Origin of the sequence: Actinoplanes cyaneus (genome assembly GCF_016862095.1) — a bacterium.
GTDB classification, from domain to species: Bacteria; Actinomycetota; Actinomycetes; order Mycobacteriales; family Micromonosporaceae; genus Actinoplanes; species Actinoplanes cyaneus.
Genome location: NZ_BOMH01000002.1, coordinates 232,401 through 252,368 on the forward strand (window position 1 = coordinate 232,401; position 19,968 = coordinate 252,368).

Below are 19,968 nucleotides of genomic sequence, written 5' to 3' on the forward strand. Positions count from 1 at the left end.
CGCCGTGCCCTGCGCCGGGCGCGGAGGGGCGAACTCAGCTGGCACTCAGGGCTGCCCGAACACCCGACAACGACGCCAGCACCAGCCGAACGAGCTCAGCTGGCACTCACGGCTGCAGCGCAGACCCGAAACAACCGCCAGCACCAGCCCAACAAGCTCAGCTGGCACCCACGGCTGCAACGCAGACTCGAAACAACCGCCACCACCAGCCGAACAAGCTCAGCTGGCACCCACGGCTGCAACGCAGACCCGAAACAACCGCCAGCACCAGCCGGCCGATCCGGACGGCGCTCGCGGCCGCGCATGCGGTGGGCGGCTGGTGTGGGTGTTCGCCGGGCTGCCCCGCAGTGGCCCCGGCTGCGGCCATCGCGCCGGCCGGCCAAGAGGCACGCACGACCCACGGTGCAGGGTCGTTGCGGGTGAACCCGTCGTCGAGGCCGGAGGTCATCGGCAGCCAGGGCGACGGGCCAGGAGGGTGGCCGGGTCAGGGCGCGCACGATGGTCGCCGCCGAGCTGCGCAGGCATGGTCGGCTGGGGGTGGAGTTGTGCGCCGGCCCGGAAACGGTCGCGTGCAGAATGGTCGGGTGAGCGCGGCGGCGGGGAACGGAACGGTCCCGGTGAGCGCGGCGTTCGTCCTGCTGAAACCCGACTGCTTGCGTACGGGCCGGGCCCCGTCCGTCGAGGCCGCCGTCACCGCCGAGGGGCTTGTGGTGGCGTACCGCCGGCCGGTGAAGTTGAGCGGGGACGACGTGCGCTTGCTGTGGTCGGAGTACACCGATGATCGGCACGTGCTGATGCGCGCCTTCCTCGACCGTTACCTGTGCGACGGCCCCTCGGAGGTGTGGCTGGTGACCGGGCCGGACGCCTTCGGGGCGGCCCGGCGGGTCAAGCGCGTGATCCGCTCCCGCTACGCGAACGGTCCGTTCGCGAACCTGGTCCACACCGCCGAGCGTCCCGGCGAGCTCGCCCGGCAGGGGAACCATCTGTTCGGCGACCGGTTCCCCGCGGGGAGTCCGGCGGCGAGCGCCCCGCGCCCGGCCGGACGGGACTTCCGCCGGGACGTCGACGTCGCCCGCCTGGTCGACGAGGTGTGGCCGTGGATGCAGCTCGCCGATCCGCCGGCGCCTGCCCCGCACCGGCTGGACGACGAGGCCGGCACCGTGCTGGTCATCGGCGCCGATCCCGCGCACTCGCTGGACTCGGCGGTCACCGCGGTCTGGTCCGCGCTGCCGGGGGTGACCGTGGGCCACGCCGTCATGCTGGTGCTCTTCGCGAGCCGGGCCGGTGGGTGTCCGATCGCGATCGGCGGGCGCCGGGCGGTCGAGCGCGCTCACCGCACGCTGCTCGACCACGGGTTCACCGCCTGCGGCGTAGGCCCGGCCCCGCGCTGAGAAGGGCTGAGAAGAAAGCCGCTACCGCGGCGTCAGGACCGGCGGATGCGCGACCGCGTCTTGTGACGCAGGAGCCGATTGCTGCGCGGGCCGCCACGCGACGGGCGGGCCGGGCGCGCGTTGGCGTGCGGGAAGACGAACCGCTTGAACGCCCACAGCCGGAACACCATGGCGAGCAGGGTGCCGAGGATGTTGCCGCTGATGAAGTCGGCGATCTCCTGCACCGGGCGGGTGACGTCCGGCACCTCGATGTGCAGCACGTAGCGGGAGATGGCGAGCGGGACCAGGTTCAGGCCGACACCGATCGCGCTGACCGCGAAGAAGAGCGCGGCCTCGTGATGCTGTTCACGGCCGCCGCGGCTGCGGAACGACCATTCGCGGTTCAGCACGTACGAGAGGATCGTGGCCACGATGGTGGCGAAGGCCAGTGCCGTGACCGGCTTCTGGTGCAGGACCGTGAGCTTCAGCAGGTAGTTGAGGACAACCGTGGCGACGAAGCAGACGCCCCCCACTATCAGGAATTTCGCCGCTTCGTGATGCTTTTTCCACAACTGCCTCAGCCACATCCGCGGGAGTTTATTAGGTCGACCCGGATCATGCGCAAGTGCAAAGGTGCCCGGCATGGACCTGGTACGCGGCACCCTTGACGAACACGGCTACACCGTGCTCACCCCGGACGGCTGGACCCGCGCGGAACGGTTACCCCTGGTCCTGGTGCTGCACGGGGCGAACTCGTCCGCCGACGCCCTCGTGATGATGCAGCCGATCATCGAGAGCAGCGATCTTCCGCGTACGCTCGTCGCCTGTGTCTCGACACCGACGGCGGGCGGGTTCTACCTGGGCCGGTGGGAGCGCCTGGTCGCCGAGGAGTTCCCGGCGCACCTGGTCACGGAGTTCAACGCCGGCCCGATCGCGCTGCTGGGCAGCTCGATGGGCGGTTACGGAGCGTTGAGGATCGCCTTCGCGGACCCGGGCCGGTTCACCGCCGTCGCCGCGATCTCTCCGGCGCTGCTCACCGCGGACCCGCGGCCGCGGAACACGCTGAGCGTGCTCGGCCAGTTCGCCGCGGAGATGCGGCCGCAGGACACGATCTTCAGCAGGCTGCGCGCCAACGCCGGCGCGGTGCGCGACAGTGGCCTGCCGATCCTGCTGCGCTGCGGCGACCGTGACGTCTTCGCCCTGCACGACGGCGCCGAACGGCTGCATCGCGAGCTGTGGGATCTCGACATCGCCCACGACTACCACCTGGTCCGTGACGCTGATCACCTGGGACCGGAGGCGGTCGACTCCCTCGGCGCGGCGTTCGCGTTCGTCGCGGCCGCCCAGCGCGCCGCCTCGCGGGACCGGGGCCTCGACGAGGCGTGGCTGGCCTGGGAGGCGTCCGGCAGGCGGGGGGATCCGCCCCGGTTCGACGCGTTCGGGCCGTCCGCGCCGACCGCCCTGCGGGTGATGATGGCCGGCGAGCTCGCCGAAGCCGCCCGCCTGGATCCGGACGTCTCGCGCCGCTACGGACGGCTGTCGTGACGCCGGAGCTGGCCCGAGCCCTCGTCGACTCGCAGTTCCCGCAGTGGCGCGGCCTGGCGCTGGAGCGGGTCGGCACGCACGGCACGGTCAACGCCGTCTTCCGCCTCGGCGACCACCTGACCGCGCGCTTCCCGATGCAGGAGCAGGACCTGGCGGCCGAGGCGGCAGCCGCCCGGGAACTGCTCGGGGCCAGCCGATTCGCCACGCCCGCGCCGGTCGCGATGGGCTCCCCCGGGCTCGGCTTTCCCCGCCCCTGGGCCGTGCAGACCTGGCTTCCCGGCGCCATGACCAGCGAGGATTCCCACAGCGACAACCACACTTTCGCGTACGACCTGGCCGAGTTCATCCACGGCGTCCGCGCTCTGGACACGCGCGGGCGGCCGTTCCGGGGCCACGGCCGCGGCGGTCACCTCCCCGACCACGACGCGTGGATCGAGACGTGCTTGCGCGAGAGCGAGGGCCTGCTCGACGTCGCGTCGTTGCGCCGGCTCTGGGCGCGGTTCCGTGAGTTGCCGCGCGAGTCCCCGGACGTGATGACCCACGGCGACCTGATCCCGGGCAACCTGCTGGCCTCGGGTGATCACCTCTCCGGCGTGCTGGACGTGGGCGGTCTCGGGCCGGCCGATCCGGCGCTGGATCTGATCTGCGCCTGGCACCTCTTCGACGCCGGGACCCGGGAGGTCTTCCGTCGCCGGGTCGGGGCGGGCGACCTGGACTGGGAGCGCGGGCGGGCCTGGGCTTTCGAGCAGGTCATGGGGCTGATCTGGTATTACCGCGAGACGAACCCGTTGATGGCGCGTCTCGGGCGCAGCACCCTGCACCGCATCACGACCGGCAGCTGAGCGGCACCGGAAGCACCGGCTACCGCATCGAGGCGGGCAGGCGGACCGTGAACGTCGAACCCAGCCCCGGCTCGCTGGTCGCGTTCACGCTGCCGCCGTGGTCCTCGACGATCCGGCGCGTGATCGTCAGGCCCAGGCCGGATCCGCCGGTGGCGCGCTGGCGGGCCGGATCGGCGCGCCAGAACCGGTCGAAGACGCGGGACACCTCCGCGGCGGTCATCCCGACGCCGGTGTCGGTCACGCTGAGGATCGCGGTGAGCGGGTCACGTGACACGCGCACCTCGATGCGCCCGCCCGCGTCGGTGTAGCGGATGGCGTTGCTGAGCAGGTTGCCGAGCACCTGCCGGATCCGGCCCGGGTCGGCGTGCACCTCGATCGGCTCGGGGGCGTCGATGACCAGGTCCAGACCGGCGTTGGCGGCGTTGGCGCGGTGCGCGGTGACGGCGGTGTCGGCCAGCTCGGAGAGGTCCAGCGGCTCCGGGTGGTACGCGAGGTCACCGGCCTCGGCGAGGGCCAGGTACTGCAGGTCGTCGAGGATCCGGCCGGTCAGCAGCGTCTCCTCGTGCAGGGAGGCGAACAACTCCGGGGCCGGCTCGATCACGCCGTCGGCGAGCCCCTCCAGGTAGCCGCGCAGATTGGACAGCGGCGTCCGCAACTCGTGGGCGACGTCGGCCACGAGCCGGCGCTGGCGTTCCTCGCTGCGCTGGATCGCCTCGGCCATCGCGTTGAACGACGACGACAGGAACGCCAGCTCGTCCTTGCCGCGGGTCTGCACCCGCACGTCGAGCTTCCCCGCGGCCAGCTGCAGCGACGCGCCGGTCAGGGCACGGACCGGGCGGCTGATCCGCCGGGCGATCCAGGCCGTGCCGATCGCGGCGGCCAGCAGCAGCCCGGCCGCGCCGATCACGGCCGGCTGGCGCAGGACGCCGCGGTCGAGCTGGCCGGCGCCGAAGAACACCCGCACCGGCACCGCCCCGGTGCTGGACATCGCCTGGGCGACCTCGTACGGCAGGCACTCCTTGAAGAGCACCATCGGCTGGACCCGGCAGCGCGCGATCGATTCCCACCACTGGTTGAGCCAGCCGAGGTCGGCGTAGACCTTCGCGCGGCCGGCCTCGGCGCACTCCTGGGCCGCCGTGAGCTGCGGGGGTGTCAGGTAGGGCGAGGTCACGGAACCCATCGCGGGTTGCGGCAACAGGTGTCGCTGGAACCCGCAGCGCACCGCGACCAGGGCCGCCCGGTACTGCGCGACCTGCAGGAACGCGGCGGCCTCCGGGGTGGTCAGCCCCGCGGTCGCCGCACTGACCGCGAACAGGTTCGCCGGCAGCCTCGGCCGGGGCGGCACGGGTCCCGACGGCAGGGTCCCCTTGGGAGTCTTGCGGTACAGGTCGGCGAGCCGCCGGCCGTCCGGGTCCTGCGCGGCGGTCGACGTCAGGGCGCTCGCCTGGCGGGCGATCTCCGGATCGAGCTCGGGGTACGGGTCGACCGTCGTGTAACTGGTCTGGATCGGCCCGACCGCCTGCTCGCGCAGCCGGTCCGAGTCGGTCAGCACCTCCTCGTCGGTCTCCACCCGGATGTGCAGGCCGGTGCGCTCGGACAGGTCCGCGACGACCCGGTTGATGCCGTTCCACCGGCCGTTGGTGAGGCCGAACTGCCGTATCTCGTCGGTGATCTCCGCTTCGTGCTGCTGCCGGGCGTCGTTGAGCCGGTCCACCTCGCGGGAGGTCAGGCTCAGCGTCAGCCAGGCCGTGGCGCCGATCGCCGTGCCGGCCACGATCAGGACCAGCAGGAAGATCCGCAGCCGGAAGCTCATCGCTCGCCCATCCGGTATCCGCGGCCGTAGACGGTCTGCACGTACCGCGGCTCGGCCGGGTTCTTCTCGATCTTGCGGCGCAGGTTGACGACGTGCGCGTCGACGGTGCGCTCGGAGACGTCGTTCTCGAAGCCGAACGTCTTGTCGATGATCTGCCCGCGGGTGAACACCCGGCCGGGCTCACGGGCGAGCAGCTCCAGGATCGCGAACTCCTTCGCGGTCAGCCGCACCGGATCACCGGCGACGCGCACCTCGAAGCGCGGCGCGTCCACCTCGAGCTCACCGACGCGCAGCACCTCACGGCTCTCCGTGCCGACGACCCGGCGCAGCAGCGCCCGGACGCGGGCGGTCAGCTCCCGCGGGCTGACCGGCTTGCTCAGGTAGTCGTCGGCGCCGATGTCGAGCCCGAGCAGCATGTCGCTCTCCGCCGACCGGGCGGTGACCAGCAGGATCGCCACGCCGGCCAGGCCCGGGTCCGCGTCGGCGCGCAGGATCCGGCACACGTCCAGGCCGTCGACCAGCGGCATCATCACGTCCAGGACCAGCAGGTCGGGGCGTCGCGCGCGGGTCTGCTCCAGCGCGGCACGGCCGTCGCCCACGGTGAGCACCTGGTGCCCCTCACGCTCCAGGTAGAGCCGGATGAGCTGGGCATGCTTCGGGTCGTCGTCGGCGACAAGGATACGCGCGGTCACGGCTCGCATTCTGGCGCAGGCAATCCAGCGGCCCAAGAATTGTGCGAAACCTATGAAGACCCCGACCCCGACTCCGCCGTACGCCGGGTGCGCCCGCCCGCCGTCACGTCACCGCGCTGACGAGGCTCTCCAGCTCGGGGATCTGCGCGGCCTGGGACAGTGACGCCTCCAGGACCCGGTCGTGCGCCGGCCGCGCCTCGGCGAGCAACCGCTGCCCTGCCGCGGTGAGCTCGGTGTAGATGCCGCGGCGGTCGTCGGCGCACAGGATCCGGGTGAGCAAGCCACGGTCCTCGAGGCGGGTGACGAGCCGGGTGGTGGCGCTGCTGGAGAGCGCTGCGGCGCGGGCCAGCTGCTGCATCCGCATGTGCCAGCCGTCCTGCCGGCTGAGCGCGTCGAGCACGGTGAACTCGACCACCGACAGCTGGTGGGCCGCCTGCAGCTCCTTCTCCAGCGCCGTCTCGATCAGGCCGTGCAGCGCGGCGAGGCGGCGCCAGCCCTGTGCGCGGATCTCCACCGCGTCGTTGCCGATCCCCATGTGGCTCACTCTACACTGCCTTGCGCCTATATAGCGCGCCTGCAACTATTGCACTCGCTTGATATTGCAAACGCTGGAGGATTTCCGTGCCCATCGCTCTGTACGCGCTGGCGATCGGCGGTTTCGGCATCGGCCTGACCGAGTTCGTCATCGCCGGCCTGCTGCCCGAGGTCGCCGCCGACTTCCACGTCACCGAGGCCGTCGCCGGCGGGCTGATCTCCGGGTACGCCCTGGCGGTCGCCGTCGGCGCGATCGCCCTCACCGCGGCCCTGACCCGGGTCGACCGGCGCACGGCGCTGCTCGCCCTGATGATCCTGTTCATCGCCGGGAACGTGCTGTCCGCGCTCGCCCCGGACTACGGGCTGATGCTGCTCGGCCGGATCCTCGCCGCGCTGTGCCACGGCGCGTTCTTCGGCATCGGCTCGGTCGTGGCGACCGACCTGGTCCCCGCCGAGAAGAAGGCCGCCGCCATCTCCGTCATGTTCACCGGCCTGACCGTGGCCAACGTCCTGGGCGTCCCGCTCGGCACATTCCTGGGGCAGGCCGCCGGGTGGCGCTCGACGTTCTGGGCCATCGCGGCCGTGGGCGTGCTCGCGTTCGCGGGCATCGCCGCGCTGACCCCGGCGACCCCGGCGGCCGCGGACGCGAGCCCGCTGCGCGAGTTCCGGGTCTTCGCCAGCGTGCAGGTGTGGCTGTCGATCCTGGTCACGATCCTCGGCTTCGGCGGGATGTTCGGGGCGTTCAGCTACCTGGCCTACACCCTCACCGGGGTCAGTGGGTTCCCGGCCGCCGCCGTGCCGTGGCTGCTGATCGTCTTCGGCGCCGGCCTGTTCGCCGGCAACATCCTCGGTGGCCGGGCCGCCGACCGGAACCTGCCGCGCACGCTGACCGTCCTGCTCGCGGCGCTGACCGTGGTCCTCGCACTGTTCGCGCTGACAGCCGGCAACCGATTCGCGGCCGTCGCCGGGCTGCTGCTCATGGGCGGGTTCGGGTTCGGCACGGTCCCCGGTCTGCAGATGCGCATCCTCGGTCACGCCCAGCAGGCGCCGACCCTGGCCTCGGGGGCGAACATCGCCGCGTTCAACGTGGGCAACGCCTTCGGGGCCTACCTGGGCGGGCTGACCATCAGCGCCGGGCTCGGCTACCGGTCGCCGCTGTGGGCCGGCGCCGCCGTGACCCTCGCCGCCCTGCTCGTCTACGTGCTGGCCACGCGCCTGCCGGCCGGCGAACACGCCCGCCCCGACCTCGCCACCACCACCCCCTGACCGCTCATGCTTCCCTGACATCCCAGCCCACTCACCGACCGGTCACGCTCGCCGCGCACACCCACCACCGGCCCACTCGCCCACCGCCGGCCGGTCACGCTCGCCGGCTGGTCCTCATGGGCGTTATGAGGCACGAATAACGCCCATGAGGACCAGCCGGGACCGGGCGCGCGGCACCACCGCAACCAGCAGCGGCCTCGCGCCACGACCTCACAGCACCACCGCAACCGGCAGCGGCCTCGCGCCACGACCTCACAGCACCACTCACCAACCAGCCCCGCCCACCACGACCCGATCCCGGCCCGGTCGGTGGTCGCTGGGCGGTCGCGCTTGGGGGCGTACGCGCGAATCGGGAACAGCGGGTGAAGCGGACCTGGCGCCGGGCGGCGTGGCGGGAGCACGGCAGCGCGGGGAAAGTCGGCCGGTAGGCCGGTGCGGGGCGGCGGGACGGCATGGAACAGTGAGCGCGTGAAGATCGAGCTGGGTCATGCTGTCGTGGCCGCGGACCTGGGGCGCTGACCGCGTGCGGGCCGGACGTGTGGTGAGTGTGGAGGCGCCCGGGCGCCAGGTCTCCGGCGCGTCGATCGCCGGGCGGCTGGTGCTGACCACGGCCGGCGCGGAGCAGGAGCCGGGCGGCGCGGTGACGGTGCGCCCGGCGGTGTCCGGGCGGCCGTTCGCCGGGGTGGTGACCTGGCGCGGGCCGGGCGGCGCGGCGCTGGTCCGGGTGGACGATCCGGCGTGGGTCGAGGTGGACGGGCCGGCCACGAGGTTCGGGCGGATCGTCACCGGGCGGCCGGGGTCGACGGTCGAGGTGTGCGCGTCCGGGGAGCCGGAGATCTGGCAGGCGACCGGCCCGGTGAGCGCCGACGGTGACCGGCTGCGGCTCGACGTCGGGGGTGAGCCGCCCGAGGGCGCCGTCGTTTCCCGCGATGACCTGCTGATCGGGATCGTCGCGCAGGACGGCGCGGTGATCACCGTCGCCGAGCTGTGCCGGGCGCCGGGCTTCCTCGCGGCGGTCGCTGTCCCGGCGTTGTGGCCGGTCGAGCTCGCCGAGGCGCACCTGACCGAACCGGATCAGCCGCGGTCGCCGGTGGCGCTGCTGCGGGCCGGCGCCCGGGTGGTCGGCTTCCGCGGGCGGCACGAGCTGATGGACGAGCTCGGCGCGTGGTGCTCCGGCGCCGGGTTCGCGGCGTTGCTGCTGCACGGGCCGGCCGGCGAGGGCAAGTCCCGGGCCGGTCACGAGCTCGCCGCCCGGCTGACCGCCGGCGGCTGGGCCACGCTGTGGCTGGACGAGACCGCGCCGGACGTGGTGGTCGCCGCGGTCGCCGACGTCGTGGCGCCGCTGCTGATCGTGGCCGACGCCGCGGAGAGCCGGCCGGAGCAGCTGCGCGCGCTGCTGCAGGCGTGTGCCCGGCACGACGGCGCCCGGCCGCTGCGGCTGCTGATGCTGGCCCGGACGGCCGGTGACTGGTGGCGGCTGCTGCGCGGCGACGCGCTCGCGGGGCCGCTGCTCGACGGCGCGTCGGTGGTGGCGTTGCCGCCGCTCGACGACGACGGCCTCTACCCGGCGGCGGTGCACGCGCTGGCCGCGGCGCTGCCGGGCGTGCCGGGTCATGCGGTGCATCACTGGCCGTCGATCGCCGCCCGGCTGACCGCCGAGCCGCGGGAGACCGCCGGCCGTGCGCTGACCGTGCAGACCCTGGCGCTGGCCGACCTGCTCGACGCGATGTGGCCGGGCCCGGCCGTGACCGCCGGCAAGACTCCCGAGGACCGGGTGCTGGCGCACGAGCAGCGCTACTGGTCGTTCACCGCGGCCTGGCACGGCCTGACCCTGGACGACGAGGTGCTGCAGGACGTGCTGGCGGTCGCCGCGCTGTTCGGCCCGACCGGCCCGGATCAGGCGGACCGGCTGCTCAGCGGTGTCCCGGCGCTCGCCGGAGCGCCACGGGAGCTGCGCGACGCGGTCCGGGCGTGGCTGGCCGACCTCTACCCCGGCACGGGCGGCCGGCCGTGGGGCACCCTGCAGCCGGAACGTCTCGCGGAGCGGTTCGCCGGTCGCCGCCTGGCCGGGTCACCGGTGCTGCCGGAGCCGTTGATAGCGGTGGTGACGGAGAGCCAGCGGCGCCGCATGCTGACCGTTTATGCCCGGGCCGCAGGGCACGCCGCGTCGCTGACCGACCTGTCGCTGACCGACCTCTGTGTCCGGCACGCCGACCGCCTCACCCAGGCCTGCGTCGAGACCGCGATCAGCGTCGCCGAGCCGGAGCCGCTGCTCACCGCGCTGCAGCGGATCAGCGCCGACCCGGACGTCCCGGTGGAACGCCTCACGTTGATCGCCGACCGCCTGCCCCGGCTCAGCCCGCTGGCGGTCCAGGTCGCGCAGCGGATCGCCGACCAGCATCGGCGCGCCGGGCGGATGCCGGAGCTGGCCACCGCGCTGCACAACCTGTCGATCCGCCTCGGCGACCTGGGACGCCGCGGCCCAGCGCTGGCCGCGATCGAGGAGGCGGTGCTGATCCACCGGCGGCTCGCCGGGGCGGCGCCGGAGACGTTCGAGGCCGACCTCGCCCGTTCCCTGGGCAGCCTGTCGGTCCGGCTCGGCGAGCTGGAGCAGCCCGAGCCGGCACTGGTGGCCGCCGACGAGTCGACAGCCCTCTACCGCCGGCTGGCCGAGCGGCAGCCCGGCACGTACCTGCCGGAGCTGGGGAAGTCCCTGATGAACCTGTCGCTGGGGCGGGGCGCGCTGGAACAGTTCCCGCTCGCGCTCGCCGCGATCGAGGAGTCGGTGGCGATCTTCGGGCATCTCGCCGGGCAGCGGCCGGAGACGTTCCTGCCCGACCTGGCCGCGTCGCTGAGCGTGCTCGGCATCAGTCTGGGCAGCCTCGACCGGGACGAGCAGAGCCGGGCCGCGGCGCAGGAGGCGACGGCGATCCGCCGGCAGCTCGCGGCGCAGCGCCCGGACGCGCACCTGCCCGGGCTCGCGGCGGCGCTGACCGACCTGGCGGTCCGGCACGCGGTGCTCGGCGAGAAGCCGGCGGCGGTGGAGGCGATCGCGGAGGCGCTCACGATCCGTCATCAACTGGCGGAGAAGTCACCGGCCGCGTTCGCCGCGGATCTGGAGTGGTCGCTGCACGTTCACAAGGTCGTACACGAAATGGGGTCATGACGCTGCGTCATCTCGGGCCCTCGCATCATGCGGAACCTGTGAAGAACTCGCACGCAATGCCGTGGCTGGGCGGAACCCCGCAGGATCCGCACAGGTTCTTCACGAGCTGACCCTACGGTCGCCTCCTCGAACAGGAAACGAGGAGGCCCGCGATGTGTGGTCTGAGTGCGTACTTCAGCAGCCGGTCCGACGCCGGACCGGTGGACGAGCCGACGGCGGCCGCGTTCGCCGCGGCGCTGGAGAGCATGCGGCACCGTGGACCGGACGACACCCGGATCGAGTACGGCGACGGTTACGTGCTCGGCTTCAACCGGCTCGCGATCATCGACCGTGACCACTCGGTCCAGCCGCTGCGCTACGGCGACCGCTGGTCGGTGGTGTTCAACGGCGAGATCTACAACTACCGTGAGCTGCGCGCCGAGCTGATCCGCGAGCACCACGCGAGCTTCGCCACCGAGGGCGACTCCGAGGTCCTCGCGGCCGCGTTCCACTACTGGGGTGAGGCGGCGCTGCCCCGGCTGCGCGGCATGTTCGCGTTCGTGGCCTACGACCACCGCACCGGCACCGTGCACGCCGCGCGCGACGCGTTCGGGATCAAGCCGCTCTACCTGCTGGAGACCGCGGACGGGCTGTGGCTGGCCAGCGAGCGCAAGGCCCTCGATCCGTTCGCCGCGCCGGCCGGCACCGCGCTGGACCGGGACGCGATCGGGCACTACCTGACCTTCCAGTACGTGCCGGACCCGATCACCCTGCACCGGCACATCCGCCGGCTCCCGCCGGGCCACCGGATGACCTGGACGCCGGGCGGCGGGGTCCGCGAGCACCGCTGGTTCCGCCCGTCGCTGCGGCCGCTGCGCCTGCAGCCGGAGGTCGCCCACCGGGCCATTCGGGACGCGTTGCGGGCCAGCGTCCGGACGCACCTGCACGCCGACGTCCCGGTCGGCACGTTCCTGTCCAGCGGCGTCGACTCGTCGGCGGTCGCGGCCCTGGCCGCCGAGGCACGCCCGGGCATCCACGCGTTCACCGCCGGGTTCGCCGCCGACGGCTACTCCGAGATCGACATCGCGCAGGACACCGCGAACCAGCTCGGCATCCCGCTGACCCCGACCGTGGTCAGCGACGAGCAGGTGCTCGCCGAGCTGCCACGGATCGTGCAGCTGCTCGACGACCCGGTGGCCGACCCGTCGCTGATCCCGCTCTACTTCCTGGCCCGCACCGCGTCGCAGTTCGTGACCGTGGTGCTTTCCGGGGAGGGCGCGGACGAGCTGTTCGGCGGGTACACGATCTACCGGGAGCCGCTGTCGCTGGCCGGTGTCGAGCGCCTGCCCGGCGGTGTCAAGCGTGGCCTCCGGCAGCTCGCGCACGTGCTGCCCGAGGGGGTGCGGGGCCGCTCGTTCCTGGAGCGCGGCACCACCCCGATCGAGCAGCGCTACTACGGCAACGCGCGGATCTTCGACCCGGACGAGAAGGCGCGCCTGATGCGGTTCACCTCCGAGCCGCACACGGCGATCACCGCGCACCTGTACGCCGAGACCGCCGACGTGGACGAGGTGGCCTCCATGCAGTACGTGGACCTGCACACGTGGCTGACCGGCGACATCCTGGTCAAGGCGGACCGGATGTCGATGGCGCACAGCCTGGAGCTGCGAGTGCCCTTCCTCGACCAGCAGGTCTACGCGGCCGCCGCGGGCCTGGCCACCGAGCTGAAACTGCCGCACGGCACGAAGTCCACCAAGGTGGCGCTGCGCGAGGCGATGCGCGGGATCGTCCCCGAGTCGGTGCGCGACCGCGCCAAGCTGGGCTTCCCCACCCCGACCCGGCTGTGGCTGCGCGGCGTGATCGGCGACTGGGTGGACCATCTGCTCGCCACCTCGCAGACCGGTCATCTCCTCGACCTGGAGTATGCGCGCGGCCTGCTCGCCGAGCACCGCGCGGGGACGGCCGACCGGTCCCGCAAGGTGTGGACCGTGGCGATGTTCTGCCTGTGGCACGCGATCACCGTGGAGCGCACGATCACGGTGCCGCGCACGGTCACGGTGCCGCCGCCGGCTCCGGCTTCGCCGGCGAACGAGCGCCTGCTGATGCCGTACGCCCGCTGAAGTCGCCCGGGAAGTCGCGGTCCCCGGATCGCGCCTCTGGACCGCGGCGCCGCCCGACCTCTCCCCGTGACGGCGGCGCCGCTCCCCCCGAGGACGTCAGCTCACGTACTCGCGCAGGTGCTGGGCGGTGAGCGTGTCGGACTTCGCGACCAGCTCGTGCGGCGTACCGGTGAAGACGATCCGGCCGCCGTCCTGCCCGGCGCCCGGGCCGAGGTCGACGATCCAGTCGGCGTGGGCCATCACCGCGAGGTGATGCTCGATCACGATCACCGTGTTGCCGGTGTCGACCAGCCTGTCCAGCAGGGCCAGCAGTTGGTCGACGTCGGCCAGGTGCAGGCCGCTGGTCGGCTCGTCGAGCAGGTACGTCGCCGGGGCCCCGCCCATGTGCACGGCCAGTTTGAGGCGCTGCCGCTCCCCGCCGGAGAGGGTGTTGAGCGGCTGGCCCAGCGTCAGGTAGCCGAGGCCGACCGCGGCGAGGCGCTCCAGGATCGTCCGCGCGGTCCTCTCGGTGAAGAACTCGAGCGCCTCACCGACCGGCATCGCCAGGACCTCGCTGATGTCCCGGCCGCGCAGCTTGTATTCCAGGACGCGGGCGGTGAAGCGGCGACCCTCGCACTCCTCGCAGACGCTCGCGACGCCGGCCATCATCGCCAGGTCCGTGTAGACCAGGCCGATGCCTTTGCAGTTCGGGCAGGCGCCCTCGGAGTTCGCGCTGAACAGGGCGGCCTTGACCTTGTTGGCCTTGGCGAACGCGGTGCGGACCGCGTCGAGCAGGCCGGTGTAGGTGGCCGGGTTGCTGCGCCGGGAGCCGCGGATCGCCGACTGGTCGACGACGATGACGCCGTCCTTCCTCGGCAGGGAGCCGTAGATCAGCGAGCTCTTGCCGGAGCCGGCCACCCCCGTGACCACGGTGAGGACACCGAGCGGGAGGTCGACGTCGACGTCTCGCAGGTTGTGGGTGCCGGCGCCACGGATGGCCAGCACACCGGACCTCTCCCGGCATTCGCCTTTGAGCCCGATCCGGTGGCTCAGGTAACGGCCGGTCAGCGTCGCCGCCGCCCGCAACTCCCGCACCGAACCCTGGAACTGGATGACGCCGCCGTGCGGGCCCGCGCCCGGACCGAGATCGACCACGTGGTCGGCGATCGCGATGGTCTCCGGCTTGTGCTCGACGACCAGGACCGTGTTGCCCTTGTCCCGCAGGCGCAGCAGCAGCCGGTTCATCCGCTGGATGTCGTGCGGATGCAGGCCGACGGTGGGTTCGTCGAAGACGTACGTGATGTCGGTCAGCGACGACCCGAGGTGCCGCACCATCTTGACGCGCTGCGCCTCGCCGCCCGACAGGGTGGCCGACTCGCGATCCAGCGACAGGTAGCCGAGTCCGATCTCGACCAGCGAGTCGAGCGTGTGCCGCAGGGTGCGCACGACCGGCGCGACCGACTCCTGCGTGATCGCGCCGAGGAAGCCGGCGAGATCGCTGACCTGCATGGCCGCGCACTCGGCGATGTTCTTCCCGGCGATGCGGGACTTCAGGACCGCGGGTTTCAGGCGGGCGCCACCGCACTCGGGGCAGGTGGTGAACGTGGCGACCCGATCGATGAACGCGCGGATGTGCGGCTGCGCCGACTCCCGCTCCTTCGCCAGGTACATCCTCTGGACCTTGAGGACCAGACCCTCGTACGTCGTGTTGACGCCCGCGATCCGCATCTTGACCGCGGGCTTGTGCAGGAAGTCGTCCCACTCCCGCTCGGTGAAGTCGCGCAGCGGCTTGTCCGGGTCGACGAGCCCGGAGTCGGCGTAGCCGCGCACGTACCAGCCGCCGAGGGTGAAGTTCGGGACCGTGATCGCGCCCTGGTTGATCGACTTCTCCCGGTCCACCAGGCCGTCGACGTCGATGCTGGACACCCGGCCGAGGCCCTCGCACCCCGGGCACATGCCCTCGGCGTTGAACGAGTAGGCCAGCGCGCTGCCGGCGCCCGGCTCGCCGAGCCGCGAGAAGAGAATCCGCAGCATGGTGTACGCGTCGGTGACCGTCCCGAGCGTCGACCGGGCATTGGCGCCCATCCGTTCCTGGTCCACCACGATCGCGGCGCTCAGATGGTGCAGCGCGTCCACGTCCGGCCGGGCCGGACTGCCCATGAACGACTGGACGAACGCCGGGTACGTCTCGTTGATCAGCCGCTGGGACTCGGCCGCGATCGTGCCGAAGACCAGCGACGACTTGCCCGACCCGGAGACCCCGGTGAAGACGGTGAGCTGATGTTTCGGGATGTCGAGCGAGACGTTGCGGAGATTGTTCTCGCGTGCCCCGCGGACCTGGATCAGCCGGTGGCCCTCCGGGTCAGCCAGCACGCCGGCGTGCCCTCCGCGCCGCCAGCTCGTCGCCCGCCGCGGGCTCCTCGGGGTGCTCGGCCGCCGGCTGCGGCGCGGCCGGCTCGGCCGGCAGGTGCGACAGCGAGCCCTGGATCTCCTTGAACGCGCCGCCGATCGCGATGCCGAACACGCCCTGACCACCCTGCAGCAGGTCGACGACCTCCTCCGGGGAGCGGCACTCGTAGACCGTGGTGCCGTCCGAGATCAGGGTGATGCCGGCCAGGTCCTCCACGCCGTGCGAACGCAGCGTGTCGATCGCGCGACGGATGTTCTGCAGGGAGACCCCGGCGTCCAGCAGGCGCTTGACGACCTTGAGGACCACCAGGTCACGGAAGGAGTAGAGACGCGACGTGCCGGAGCCGGAGGCGTCCCGCACGCTGGGGACCACGAGCGTGGTGCGTGCCCAGTAGTCGAGCTGGCGGTAGCTGATGCCCACCGCCTGGCAAGCCGTCACTCCGCGATAGCCGACCGAGCCGTCCTCGCCGACGAGTGGGCCTTCAAGAGGCTGCTCGTGCACGCGACTACCTCCCCGCTGCCCATGATCAACTGATCTGGGCGGTGCCGGTTCACCTGGACTTCACGAGCGTATATCTCAGTCACGGGTGAAACATGGAGGTAACGGCACGACACGCCGCGTTAGGACGAGCGACACGCCGACATGCCGTTACTCTCCGGCGCGTCCGGGGGTTTTCCGCCTGTTTCGACGCTTCTGCCGCACCGCCGGTCGGCGGTCTGCGCGCACCGGCACGGCTTCCGCGCGCCGAGACGCGCGTGGACGGCAGCGCGCGTCACCGCGGGCCTCCCCCGGAAACTCCTCAGCCCGCGAAATCCTCGGGACGCACCTGGTCGAGGAACTCACGGAACTTCTCGACCTCGTCCTCCTGCTCGTCCGGGATGACGATGCCGGCCTCGGTCAGCACCTGCTCGGCGCACCGGATCGGCGCGCCCACCCGCAGCGCCAGGGCGATCGAGTCGCTCGGCCGCGCGGACACCCGCAGGTTGTCGCCGATCAGCAGGTCGGCGTAGAACACATTGTCCTTCAGCTCGGTGATCTCGACAGCCTTCAGCGGCTGCTGCAGAGCCGCCAGGATGTCGCGCAGCAGATCATGGGTGAGCGGCCGGGCCGGTTTCACACCCTGCTGCTCGTAGGCGATCGCGGTCGCCTCCACCGCACCGATCCAGATCGGTAGGTAACGGTCGCCGTCGACCTCTCGCAGCAACACGATCGGCTGGTTACTGGGCAGCTCCACCCGGACCCCGACCACGCTCAGCTCGCGCACCGCCGCCTCCGTGTTCGTTGTTGTCGCCGCCCCCAGACGGCCCGCCCCTTACCCTGCACGGTACACGCACTCCCTGCCGATCCGCCCCGCGCGGGATACCCCGCACAGGGTAGGCCGAACACGGATCAACGGCCGAGTTCGCCGCGCAGTCCGGTGCGCACCAGCGCCGCGTGCAGCCGCTGCGACAGTGCCTGCAGCTCACGCGCGGTGTCGGTGGCCCGCGCCCGGGCCGCCGGGTCCTGCTGGCGCACCATCGGCGCGAGGAGCTGGCCGAACAGGCCCACCTCCCGGTCCGACGCGTTCTTGAAAGCGCGCAGGTGACGCACCTCGAGACCGAACCGGGTGAGACCCACCACGGCTTCGACGATGATCACTGCGTCCGGGTCGTACCACCCCGGCGGGCGCGCCACGACCAGGCCGATCTGCTCCAGCTCGGCCAGCAGCGCCTCGTCGATGCCGGTCCGCTCGACCAGATCGTCCTTCGGGATGCGGGCGTCGGCCGGGTCGGCGGCCCGCTGCGAGCCGACCGCCACCAGCGTCGGCCGCTGCGGGACCACCGGCTCCTGCTCCATCCGGTCCAGCTGCTCCCGGATCACCCGCAAGGGCAGGTACTGATCACGCTGGGCGGTCAGCACGAACCGCAGCCGGGCCACGTCGTTCCACGAATACTTGCGGTACCCGGAGGCGGTGCGTTGCGGGTCGACCAGACCCTCCGCCTCCAGGAACCGCAACTTCGAGATCGTGGTGTCGGGGAACTCGGAGCGCAGGTGGGCCAGCACCTCCCCGATGCTCATCAGCGCACCCTCGCGCCCGGCCTGGGGACGCGAAGCCCCCGGGTCGTGTGCGGCCGCCCCCGACGGGTTCACGCCCGGCCGCCCTCGCCCTCCGGCCGCGGACCGGCGATGAACACCAGACGGAACTTGCCGATCTGGACCTCGTCGCCGTTGCTCAGCGTCGCCGCCTCGACCCGCTCGCGGTTCACGTACGTCCCGTTGAGCGAGCCCACGTCGCGAACGGTGAACATGCCCCCGTCACGGTGGAACTCGGCGTGGCGGCGCGAAACCGTCACGTCGTCCAGGAAGATGTCACTGTCCGGGTGCCGACCGCTGGTCGTCACGTCGTGGTCCAGCAGGAACCGGGCGCCGGCGTTGGGCCCGCGACGGACCACCAGCAGCGCCATGCCGGGTGGCAGCGAACCGGACATCCGGGTCGGCACCACGTCGGTCTCGGGACCCTCGAGCACCTCGTCGAGGGCGCCAAGGTTCAGCGTGGACGTGACGTCGAGCGGGGGGAACTCGTCGTCTGGGCGCGTCATCGGACCACCTCACGGATCAGTTGGTCGTCGCCTCGACCGGCAAGGTCATGATGTTGCGACCTCACCGAGGCCGTCAGGCCCGGCGCGCGACTATCTCGGTTGGGACGGTTTCAAAGGAATAACGGTTCTACATGTGCCCCGCGAGCCTAGTCAGCGCCAATATCGCAGGGCAACCAGACTCGCGGGGCTTGCCGGAAGATCCGGGTCGATGCGCTCAGCTCTCGGTGAGCGCCTGGTACGCCGCGGCGTCCAGAAGACCCTCGAGGGCCGCCGGGTCCGCCGGGGCGATCTCCACCAGCCAACCGGCCGCGTACGGCTCGGCGTTGATCAGCTCGGGCTCGTCGCCCAGCGTGTCGTTGCGGGCCACCACGGTGCCGGCGATCGGCGCGTAGATCTCCGAGACACTCTTGGTCGACTCGACCTCGCCCATCGAGTCACCGGCGGCGAGCTCGGTCCCCTCCTCGGGGAGCTGGACGTAGACGATGTCGCCGAGCGCGTCCTGCGCGAAGTGGGTGATCCCCACCCGCACGGGGCCGGTGCCGTCGCCGGCCACCCACTCGTGCTCCGCGGTGTACCGCAGATCCTCAGGAATCAACACTTCCTCCGTAGTCACGAAACCGGACGTGCGTACTGCAACGCAGTCGCGCTGCGCACCGCGGTCACCTCGACCACGGCTCGCGAGTCCATGGTCACGCTACCGCCGTCGCTCTTCACCGACGCCACCACCCCGCCCGGGATCTGCAGCGCCGGCCTCATCGTCTCCGGAGAACCGATCACGAGCAGGCGGAACGGCCCGGACAACCGGTCACCGTCGGCGATGATGCCACCACCGGCCGCATCGACGAAGTAGGTGGACGCGACGATCCGCACGGACCCGCCGGCCGACCCGCTGATCTGCATCACCTCACCGCCCGAGCCGCGCAGCTCCTGCACCGTGTTCAGCACGTCGGACGCCTTCACCCGGTCCAGCACGATGTCGAGCCCGGGGCCACGGCCGGGAATCGTCCCGGCCAGCAGGCCCAGCTCCCGGCTGCGCTTGTTCGCCTCCTCCAGGGCCGCCTGGCGGCCTTCGACACCCGAGGTGAGCTGCTGACGCGTACGCTCCAGGGTCTCGATGTCGGTGTTGAGGCGGCTGTCCCGGGCCTCCAGGTCACTCAGGATCTGGACCAGATCCTCCTGACGCATGGTCGACAGGCCGCTGTCCGCGTCGTTGCTGCGCAGCTGCACCACGAGCGTGAACCCGAGCAGCGCCAGCAGCACCCAGATCAGCGTCCCGGCCGGTGCCGGACGTTTCAGGACCGCTTTCCGTTGCCTCGCCCCGCTGTTTTCAAGATCACTTCCGGCGCTAGCAGGCTCGGGCGTGTCGGACAACGACGAATCGGGTGACGTGGGCGAAATCTCCTCCACGACCAGGTCACCCGGCCGGGTGTCAGGACCGTCAGGATCAACGTCATCACTTCCCGGTACGGCGGCGGCAGGCGCGCCGGCATCGCCCGTGCTCGCCGGCACGTCGACGGCGGGCGCGCCGCGATCCCCCGCGCTCTCCGGCACGCCGATGGCAGGCGGCTTGCGGCCCGCCGTGGGCAGCTCGAAGTCCGCCGGCGTCCGGTCGCGGCCGTCATCCTCACGGTCGGTCATCGAGCCCCCACGTAGTCACACACACCCGGCGGTCG

17 protein-coding genes are annotated in these 19,968 nt (G+C 72.1%); 6 read left to right on the top strand and 11 right to left on the bottom strand.

What is annotated here, in order from left to right; all coding sequences use genetic code 11:
- Window positions 1-584 precede the first annotated feature (584 nt).
- Complete coding sequence (locus Acy02nite_RS02000) at window positions 585-1,391, top strand: hypothetical protein (RefSeq protein WP_203738004.1); 807 nt, start codon at window positions 585-587, stop codon at window positions 1,389-1,391.
- Between the two features lie 32 nt (window positions 1,392-1,423).
- Here the strand turns inward: Acy02nite_RS02000 and Acy02nite_RS02005 are convergent, their stop codons facing one another.
- Window positions 1,424-1,903, bottom strand: coding sequence for a GtrA family protein (locus Acy02nite_RS02005; protein WP_239174079.1), 480 nt, complete (start codon window positions 1,901-1,903; stop codon window positions 1,424-1,426).
- 109 nt (window positions 1,904-2,012) lie between these two features.
- On the opposite strand from Acy02nite_RS02005, the gene Acy02nite_RS02010 reads away from it, so the two are divergent.
- Together Acy02nite_RS02010 and Acy02nite_RS02015 are read left to right on the top strand one after the other, a co-directional pair.
- Window positions 2,013-2,915, top strand: a complete 903-nt coding sequence (locus Acy02nite_RS02010) for an alpha/beta hydrolase-fold protein (RefSeq protein WP_203738006.1) — start codon at window positions 2,013-2,015, stop codon at window positions 2,913-2,915.
- Window positions 2,912-3,757, top strand: coding sequence for an aminoglycoside phosphotransferase family protein (locus tag Acy02nite_RS02015; RefSeq protein WP_203738007.1), 846 nt, complete (start codon window positions 2,912-2,914; stop codon window positions 3,755-3,757). Before Acy02nite_RS02010 ends, Acy02nite_RS02015 begins: the two co-directional genes overlap by 4 nt.
- Window positions 3,758-3,776: 19 nt before the next feature.
- On the opposite strand, the gene Acy02nite_RS02020 is transcribed toward Acy02nite_RS02015, so the two are convergent.
- The 3 genes from Acy02nite_RS02020 to Acy02nite_RS02030 form a co-directional block, all read right to left on the bottom strand.
- Window positions 3,777-5,570 carry a HAMP domain-containing sensor histidine kinase gene (locus Acy02nite_RS02020; protein WP_203738008.1) on the bottom strand — a complete coding sequence of 598 codons (1,794 nt, stop codon included), beginning with the start codon at window positions 5,568-5,570 and terminating at the stop codon, window positions 3,777-3,779.
- Window positions 5,567-6,271, bottom strand: a complete 705-nt coding sequence (locus Acy02nite_RS02025; protein WP_203738009.1) for a response regulator transcription factor — start codon at window positions 6,269-6,271, stop codon at window positions 5,567-5,569. The genes Acy02nite_RS02020 and Acy02nite_RS02025 overlap by 4 nt, the downstream gene beginning before the upstream one ends.
- Window positions 6,272-6,365: 94 nt before the next feature.
- Window positions 6,366-6,797: a MarR family winged helix-turn-helix transcriptional regulator gene (locus tag Acy02nite_RS02030; protein WP_203738010.1), complete on the bottom strand. Its 432-nt coding sequence runs from the start codon at window positions 6,795-6,797 to the stop codon at window positions 6,366-6,368.
- 86 nt (window positions 6,798-6,883) lie between these two features.
- On the opposite strand from Acy02nite_RS02030, the gene Acy02nite_RS02035 reads away from it, so the two are divergent.
- The 3 genes from Acy02nite_RS02035 to asnB all read left to right on the top strand — a co-directional run bounded on the left by Acy02nite_RS02035 (window position 6,884) and on the right by asnB (window position 13,327).
- Window positions 6,884-8,062: an MFS transporter gene (locus Acy02nite_RS02035; protein WP_203738011.1), complete on the top strand. Its 1,179-nt coding sequence runs from the start codon at window positions 6,884-6,886 to the stop codon at window positions 8,060-8,062.
- 487 nt (window positions 8,063-8,549) lie between these two features.
- The gene (locus Acy02nite_RS02040) at window positions 8,550-11,228 is read left to right on the top strand and encodes a tetratricopeptide repeat protein (protein ID WP_203738012.1); all 2,679 of its coding nucleotides are present in this window, start codon (window positions 8,550-8,552) and stop codon (window positions 11,226-11,228) included.
- A gap of 152 nt (window positions 11,229-11,380) precedes the next feature.
- Window positions 11,381-13,327, top strand: coding sequence for an asparagine synthase (glutamine-hydrolyzing) (gene asnB, locus Acy02nite_RS02045; RefSeq protein WP_203738013.1), 1,947 nt, complete (start codon window positions 11,381-11,383; stop codon window positions 13,325-13,327).
- A 96-nt stretch (window positions 13,328-13,423) separates the two neighbouring features.
- Here asnB and Acy02nite_RS02050 read toward each other — a convergent pair whose 3' ends face one another.
- From Acy02nite_RS02050 to Acy02nite_RS02080, 7 genes are all read right to left on the bottom strand, one after another.
- Window positions 13,424-15,679, bottom strand: coding sequence for an ATP-binding cassette domain-containing protein (locus tag Acy02nite_RS02050; RefSeq protein WP_203738014.1), 2,256 nt, complete (start codon window positions 15,677-15,679; stop codon window positions 13,424-13,426).
- A complete protein-coding gene (locus tag Acy02nite_RS02055; RefSeq protein ID WP_203738015.1) occupies window positions 15,669-16,217 on the bottom strand; it encodes a MerR family transcriptional regulator in 549 nt (182 codons plus the stop codon). Before Acy02nite_RS02055 ends, Acy02nite_RS02050 begins: the two co-directional genes overlap by 11 nt.
- 298 nt (window positions 16,218-16,515) lie before the next feature.
- Complete coding sequence (locus Acy02nite_RS02060) at window positions 16,516-16,980, bottom strand: bifunctional nuclease family protein (protein ID WP_203738016.1); 465 nt, start codon at window positions 16,978-16,980, stop codon at window positions 16,516-16,518.
- Window positions 16,981-17,105: 125 nt separating this feature from the next.
- Window positions 17,106-17,774 (bottom strand): transcriptional regulator FtsR, encoded by a 669-nt coding sequence (ftsR, locus tag Acy02nite_RS02065; RefSeq protein WP_239174081.1) that lies wholly within the window; start codon window positions 17,772-17,774, stop codon window positions 17,106-17,108.
- A gap of 68 nt (window positions 17,775-17,842) precedes the next feature.
- Window positions 17,843-18,295: an oxoglutarate dehydrogenase inhibitor Odhl gene (gene odhI / locus Acy02nite_RS02070; RefSeq protein ID WP_203738018.1), complete on the bottom strand. Its 453-nt coding sequence runs from the start codon at window positions 18,293-18,295 to the stop codon at window positions 17,843-17,845.
- A gap of 214 nt (window positions 18,296-18,509) precedes the next feature.
- Window positions 18,510-18,890: a glycine cleavage system protein GcvH gene (gene gcvH / locus Acy02nite_RS02075; RefSeq protein ID WP_203738019.1), complete on the bottom strand. Its 381-nt coding sequence runs from the start codon at window positions 18,888-18,890 to the stop codon at window positions 18,510-18,512.
- A 14-nt stretch (window positions 18,891-18,904) separates the two neighbouring features.
- Window positions 18,905-19,933 carry a DUF881 domain-containing protein gene (locus Acy02nite_RS02080; protein ID WP_239174083.1) on the bottom strand — a complete coding sequence of 343 codons (1,029 nt, stop codon included), beginning with the start codon at window positions 19,931-19,933 and terminating at the stop codon, window positions 18,905-18,907.
- Window positions 19,934-19,968: the final 35 nt, after the last annotated feature.